We start from the raw sequence: 5,244 nt of genomic DNA, 5'->3' as shown, positions 1-5,244 counted from the left end.
GCCGACCTCGCGGGCGACGCGGGTCACCTCCGAGGCGAAGGAATTGAGCTGGTCCACCATCGTGTTGATGGTCAGCTTCAAGGCGAGAATCTCGCCCTTCACATCGACGGTAATCTTCTTGGACAGATCGCCCCGCGCGACCGCGGTGGTGACTTCGGCGATGTTGCGCACCTGACCGGTGAGGTTCTCCGCCATCATGTTCACGTTGTCGGTCAGGTCCTTCCAGACGCCGCCGACGCCCTTGACCTGCGCCTGTCCGCCGAGCTTGCCCTCCGACCCCACCTCCTTGGCGACGCGGGTCACCTCCGAGGCGAAGGAATTGAGCTGGTCCACCATCGTGTTGATGGTCGATTTCAGGTCGAGGATCTCGCCCTTCACATCGACGGTGATCTTCTTGGACAGGTCGCCGTTGGCCACCGCGGTGGTGACTTCGGCGATGTTGCGCACCTGACCCGTCAGGTTGGCCGCCATCAGGTTCACGTTGTCGGTCAGGTCCTTCCAGGTTCCGCCGACGCCCTTGACCTGCGCCTGGCCTCCAAGCTTGCCCTCCGAGCCGACCTCGCGGGCGACGCGGGTCACCTCCGAAGCGAAGGAGTTCAGCTGATCCACCATCGTGTTGACGACCTTGCCAATCCGAAGGAACTCGCCGCGCAGGGGCCGGCCCTCGATCTCGATCTGCATGGTCTGGCCGAGGTCGCCCTTGGCGACGGCTCCGATGACGCGCGCCACCTCGGTGGTGGGCTGAACCAGGTCGCCGATCATCGTGTTGACCGACTCGACGCAATCGTTCCACCCGCCGGTCGCGGTCGGAAGCTTTCCGCGCTCGCCGATGCGCCCGTCCTTGCCTACCGCGCGGGCAACCCTGTCGAGTTCACGGGCGAGCCCTTGGTTGAGCTCGACGATATCGTTGAACGCCTGCGCGATCTCCCCCTCGATGCCCGTCAGATCCAGCGGCAGCCGAGTTGAGAAGTCACCCTTCCGAAACGCACGAAGGCTCTTCAGAAGGAGCTTCGGCTCCAACTGCAACGTAGTCGGCGTCATGCGGGTACACCCTTAGGGTAGATGATACAGCCCAGCGCGGCATTCTTTGGATCGTCGGCGGCTGTGAGAAACCACCGGCGAGGAAGAACGGCAATAGGGCGCAACGTAAATGGTTGCTCACTCCTTCGGTCCGCAGAGCGGCCCAGCACGCTGCTCTTTCCGATGCATGGCCGTTCGGCTGAGAATACGCCCGCTCGTCGTGGCGCAGATCGTTGCTTTTTCGTTTCGCGGCGCGCTCTGTCGTGCCGGGCAGCCCGCGAGAGGCTATGATGGCCTTGCCGGGCGGAAGGCCCAGGTGATGGGATATGAGCCTGTGCCGGAAAGCCGACCCATCCGATGTGTCGGATGACGAATGGGCGGTGGTCGCCCCGTATCTGACGCTGGTGCGCGAGGATGCGGGCCAGCGCGCACCCGTTGCGGGAGGTGTTCGACGGGCTGCGCCATGTGGTGAAGACGGGCGCGCCGTGGCGCTGGATGCCCCACGACCTGCCGCTGTGGGCAGCCGTCTACCAGCAGGCGCAACGCTGGCTTTCGGCGGGCTGCTTCGAGCAGCTGGCCGAGGACCTTCGCGCCGTGCTGCGCCTGGCCGCCGGGCGCGAGGCCGAGCCGTCAACGGCCATCCTCGACCGTCAAGGCGACGCGGGGAGCATCGCCGCTTTCCCGCGCAAGAAGTTCACCGCGTTCCGCTGGGCGGCTGATATACCGCTGCTGGCGCCGCAGACGCTGCCGACGACGATCGCCGGGGTGCGCTCCGGCGTGACCGAGACGTGAGTCCATCGAGGCGGCTATGAGGGGGATGTGTTGACTGCTGGCCAGACGAGGTCAGCGCAGCAGTCCGGGCGCCAGCCAGACTAAGAGCGCCTAACCGAACCGCGTGATCGGGTTGAGGGTGATGAGGCTGGCAGCGAGGCTGGTGAAGGCCTCGTCGATGTCGGCGCGACGCTCCGAACGGATCGGCAGGCGGCGGAAGCGGTTGAACCAAGCGTGGGTGTGCTCCACGACCCAGCGGCGGCGCCCGAGCTTTTGGCTAGTTTCGATCCCCTTGCGGGCGATGCGCGGCACGATCCCGCGCCCGGCACTCCTGCCGACGTGCTTTGGAGTCATAGGCCGAGCGGCGTGCCGCGGGCGTCGGTGACGAGGTGGCGCTTCGTGCCCGGTGTGCCCCGGTCCGTCGGGTTCGAGCCGGTGGCAGACCCCCCTTTTTGGCCGGGACAGAGGCACTTTCCTGCGCCGGTCGAGAGATAGATCGAGCCATCTCCGCTCAGCGGGATGTACTTGAACCGCTCCGTCCAGCTGCCCGTGCGCCTGCCCGGATCGGCGAGGTAGGACCAATCCTCCGGGTAACGCTCGATGGTGAGCGTCGGCGCACGCGCGACACTGGTCGGGACTTGAGCCTCGGCCGCGCCGGGGATCGCGGCGAGAGCCGCCGCAACGACCAGGCGCGATGCGCTCATCGACACCCCTGCCGAGCGCGGCGGCCGTTTTCCGATCAGCCGACGGCTTTCGGCACGGGCGTCGCGAGCAGCTGCTGCTCCCAGAGATAGGCGATGCCGCTGCCGGCGGCGTGCTGCTTCAGCACTTCGGTGAGGCCGACGGCCGTATCCAGCCGGGCCCAGTCGCGCTGCCACTCGGCCGCCAGCGCCAGCCAGGTCATCACGTTCACGCCGGCCCGGACCATGCGCTGGATGGCGACCTCGTGCGCCTCGACCGAGGTGCCGCCGGACGCGTCGGTGATGACCGTGACGTCCCAGCCCTCGCCCGCGGCCTGGATCGCCGGCATCGCCACGCAGATCTCGGTCCATAGCCCGGCGATGATCAGTTGCTTGCGGCCCGTCGCCTTGACGGCATCGACGGCCTTCGGATCTTCCCAGGTGTTGATGAACGTGCGGTCGATCACCGCCTGGCCCGGGAACACGTCGGTCACCTGCGGGAAGATGACGCCGCCGCGCTCCGCGATGACGCTCGTGAGGATGGTGGGCACGCCGAACACCTTTGCCGACTTGGCCAGGGCGGTCGTGTTGTTCACGACCATGTGCGGGTCGTGACTGTTCAGGTTCGCGAGCTGGTAGGGCTGGTGGTCGATCAGGACGAGGACCGAGTCGTCGGGGCGAAGAAGAGAATCGAGTCCGTTCCGAAAAGCCATGTCCGAGATCAACCTCCGTTGGCGGGGTCCGCGGCGCGCCGTGCATCGACCGCCGCATCGACCGTCGCATCGACGGGGCGGACAGTGGCAGTTGCGAAATTCGCGCGGTAGGCTGGCCTTCGGCTACACCGTGTCGCCGAACGGGGAACGACATCTTGGACATCGAGGACTTGCGCACCTTCGTCGAGGTCGCCGACACCGGAGGCGTCTCGGCAGCCGCGCGCCGTCTCGGCGTGTCGAAGTCCATCGTCAGCCGAAGGCTCATTCGGCTGGAGGCCGACCTCGGCGTCCAGCTCGTCGCCCGCACCACGCACGGCGCCTCGTTGACGGAGGCCGGGACCACGTTCCGGGACTACGCGGCACGGGTCTGCGCCGAGATCGACGTCGCCCGGGAGACGGTGTCACCCGGCGGCGATCTCCGCGGCCGCCTGCGCGTGGCCATGCCGCTGACGTTCGGTCCCACCCACTTCGCGCCGGTGATCGCGGCGATGGCCCGGCGCCATCCGCTGCTCCATGTCCACGCGACCTACGGCGACCGTTTCGTCGACCTCGTCGCCGAGGGGTTCGATTGCGCGATCCGGGTCGGTTACCTCGCCGATTCCAACCTGATCGCGCGGCGGGTCGGGCCGATCCACGGGAGCTTCGTCGCGAGCCCGGACTATGTCAGGGCGCACGGCTCGCCGGAGACGCCCGAGGAACTCGCCGGCCATCCGGCGCTCATGCAGGGGACCGAGACCTGGCAGTACACGGACGGCGACGCGATCAGGACGTTCCGTCCGCAGGGCCGCTTCAAGGCCGACAACGGCGTCGCACTCGCGGCGGCGGCCGTGGCAGGCCTCGGCATCGCCTGGCTTCCCGACTGCATCACCTACGAATACGTCGCCTCGGGCAGGCTCGTGCGGGTCATGACGCGTCACCCGCCGCCGCCGGCGGCGGCCTACGTCGTTCGACCACCCGGCCCCCATGCCGCCCGGAAGGTGCGGGAGTTGACCGAGCTGCTGATCGAGCACTTCGCGAGCGCACCGGAGCTTTGGGGCCTCGACGCTGCGGGGCGTGGGTCCGGCGCCTGAAGGGCGGCGTTCCGCATCACGCGACACGGTTCTGCGCCCCGCGCGGCTACCAGCACCGCGCGGCTGCCGGCTAGACCGGACGTCCGGGTTCTCGACGGAACGATCCGTCTCGCGGCCCCGGACCGAGAGGATGATCTCATGAGCTGGAACCCGGCCCTGGAACCGGGCTGTCCCGACACAGTGGGCGTCGACGCGGTCGAGACGCTCATCGTTCCCCGTGCGCGCGACCTCGGCGGCTTCGAAGTCCGGCGCGCCTTGCCGGCGCCGAACCGGCAGATGGTCGGGCCGTTCATCTTCTTCGACCAGGCCGGCCCCGCCGAACTCCTGACGGGCCAGGGCATCGACGTCCGGCCGCACCCGCATATCGGTCTGGGCACCGTCACCTACCTCTTTCGCGGCGACTTCCATCACCGGGACAGCACCGGGGCCGACCAGGTCATCCGTCCCGGCGCGCTGAACTGGATGGTGGCGGGACGCGGCGTCACCCATTCGGAACGCACGAGCGCGGCGGCCCGGAGCGGACCCAACAGCCTGTTCGGGATCCAGACCTGGCTCGCCCTTCCGGAGAGCCAGGAGGACGTGGCGCCGAGCTTCGAGCACCACGGCAAGGAGGCGCTGCCGGTGATCGAGGGCGGGGGCGTCTCCCTGCGCCTGATCCTCGGGACCGCCTACGGCCAGGCCGCCCCCGCGACGATGTTCTCGGAGACCTTCTACGCCGACGTGAGGATGGAGCCGGGAAGCCTGCTGCCGATGCCGGACGATCACGAGGACCGGGGCCTCTACGTCGTCGAGGGCTCGATCTCGGTGGCCGGCCGGGACTACGCGGCGTCCCACATGATGGTCTTCCGCCCCGGCGACAGGATCACCGTCGCCGCCGGCGACCGTGGCGCGCGGCTGATGATCCTGGGCGGCGCGACGCTCGCGGGCCCGCGCTACATCTGGTGGAACTTCGTCGCCTCCTCCAAGGAACGCATCGAGGCGGCGAAGGCC

At 68.5% G+C, this 5,244-nt stretch carries 4 protein-coding genes and 2 pseudogenes; 3 read left to right on the top strand and 3 right to left on the bottom strand.

Features of this window, described 5'->3' with window-relative positions:
* Positions 1 to 1,041 (bottom strand): HAMP domain-containing protein (locus tag MFF42_RS16825; RefSeq protein ID WP_238256777.1); only part of this gene is annotated, 1,041 nt, incomplete at its 3' end.
* A 305-nt stretch (positions 1,042 to 1,346) separates the two neighbouring features.
* Here MFF42_RS16825 and MFF42_RS16820 point away from each other — a divergent pair.
* Positions 1,347 to 1,668 (top strand): annotated as a pseudogene (locus MFF42_RS16820) (transposase); the annotation flags it as partial.
* Between the two features lie 234 nt (positions 1,669 to 1,902).
* Here the strand turns inward: MFF42_RS16820 and MFF42_RS16815 are convergent.
* Positions 1,903 to 2,281, bottom strand: a pseudogene (locus MFF42_RS16815) (transposase); the annotation flags it as partial.
* Between the two features lie 249 nt (positions 2,282 to 2,530).
* Positions 2,531 to 3,184 (bottom strand): hydrolase, encoded by a 654-nt coding sequence (locus MFF42_RS16810; protein ID WP_238256776.1) that lies wholly within the window; start codon positions 3,182 to 3,184, stop codon positions 2,531 to 2,533.
* A 155-nt stretch (positions 3,185 to 3,339) separates the two neighbouring features.
* Between MFF42_RS16810 and MFF42_RS16805 the strand changes: the two genes are divergently transcribed.
* Positions 3,340 to 4,254 carry a LysR family transcriptional regulator gene (locus MFF42_RS16805; protein WP_238256775.1) on the top strand — a complete coding sequence of 305 codons (915 nt, stop codon included), beginning with the start codon at positions 3,340 to 3,342 and terminating at the stop codon, positions 4,252 to 4,254.
* Between the two features lie 138 nt (positions 4,255 to 4,392).
* Positions 4,393 to 5,244, top strand: an 852-nt coding sequence (locus MFF42_RS16800) for a pirin family protein (RefSeq protein ID WP_238256774.1), incomplete at its 3' end; no start/stop codon positions are given.

This window comes from Methylorubrum podarium (assembly GCF_022179745.1).
GTDB classification, from domain to species: domain Bacteria; phylum Pseudomonadota; class Alphaproteobacteria; order Rhizobiales; family Beijerinckiaceae; genus Methylobacterium; species Methylobacterium podarium.
The sequence above is the reverse complement of the archived record's forward strand: the minus strand, read 5'-3'. Positions and strand labels throughout refer to the sequence as shown.

What these genes read in the sequence shown, in the direction of transcription:
- MFF42_RS16810 (WP_238256776.1), bottom strand. Translation starts at nt 3,184, where the DNA reads ATGGCTTTTCGGAACGGACTCGATTCTCTTCTTCGCCCCGACGACTCG.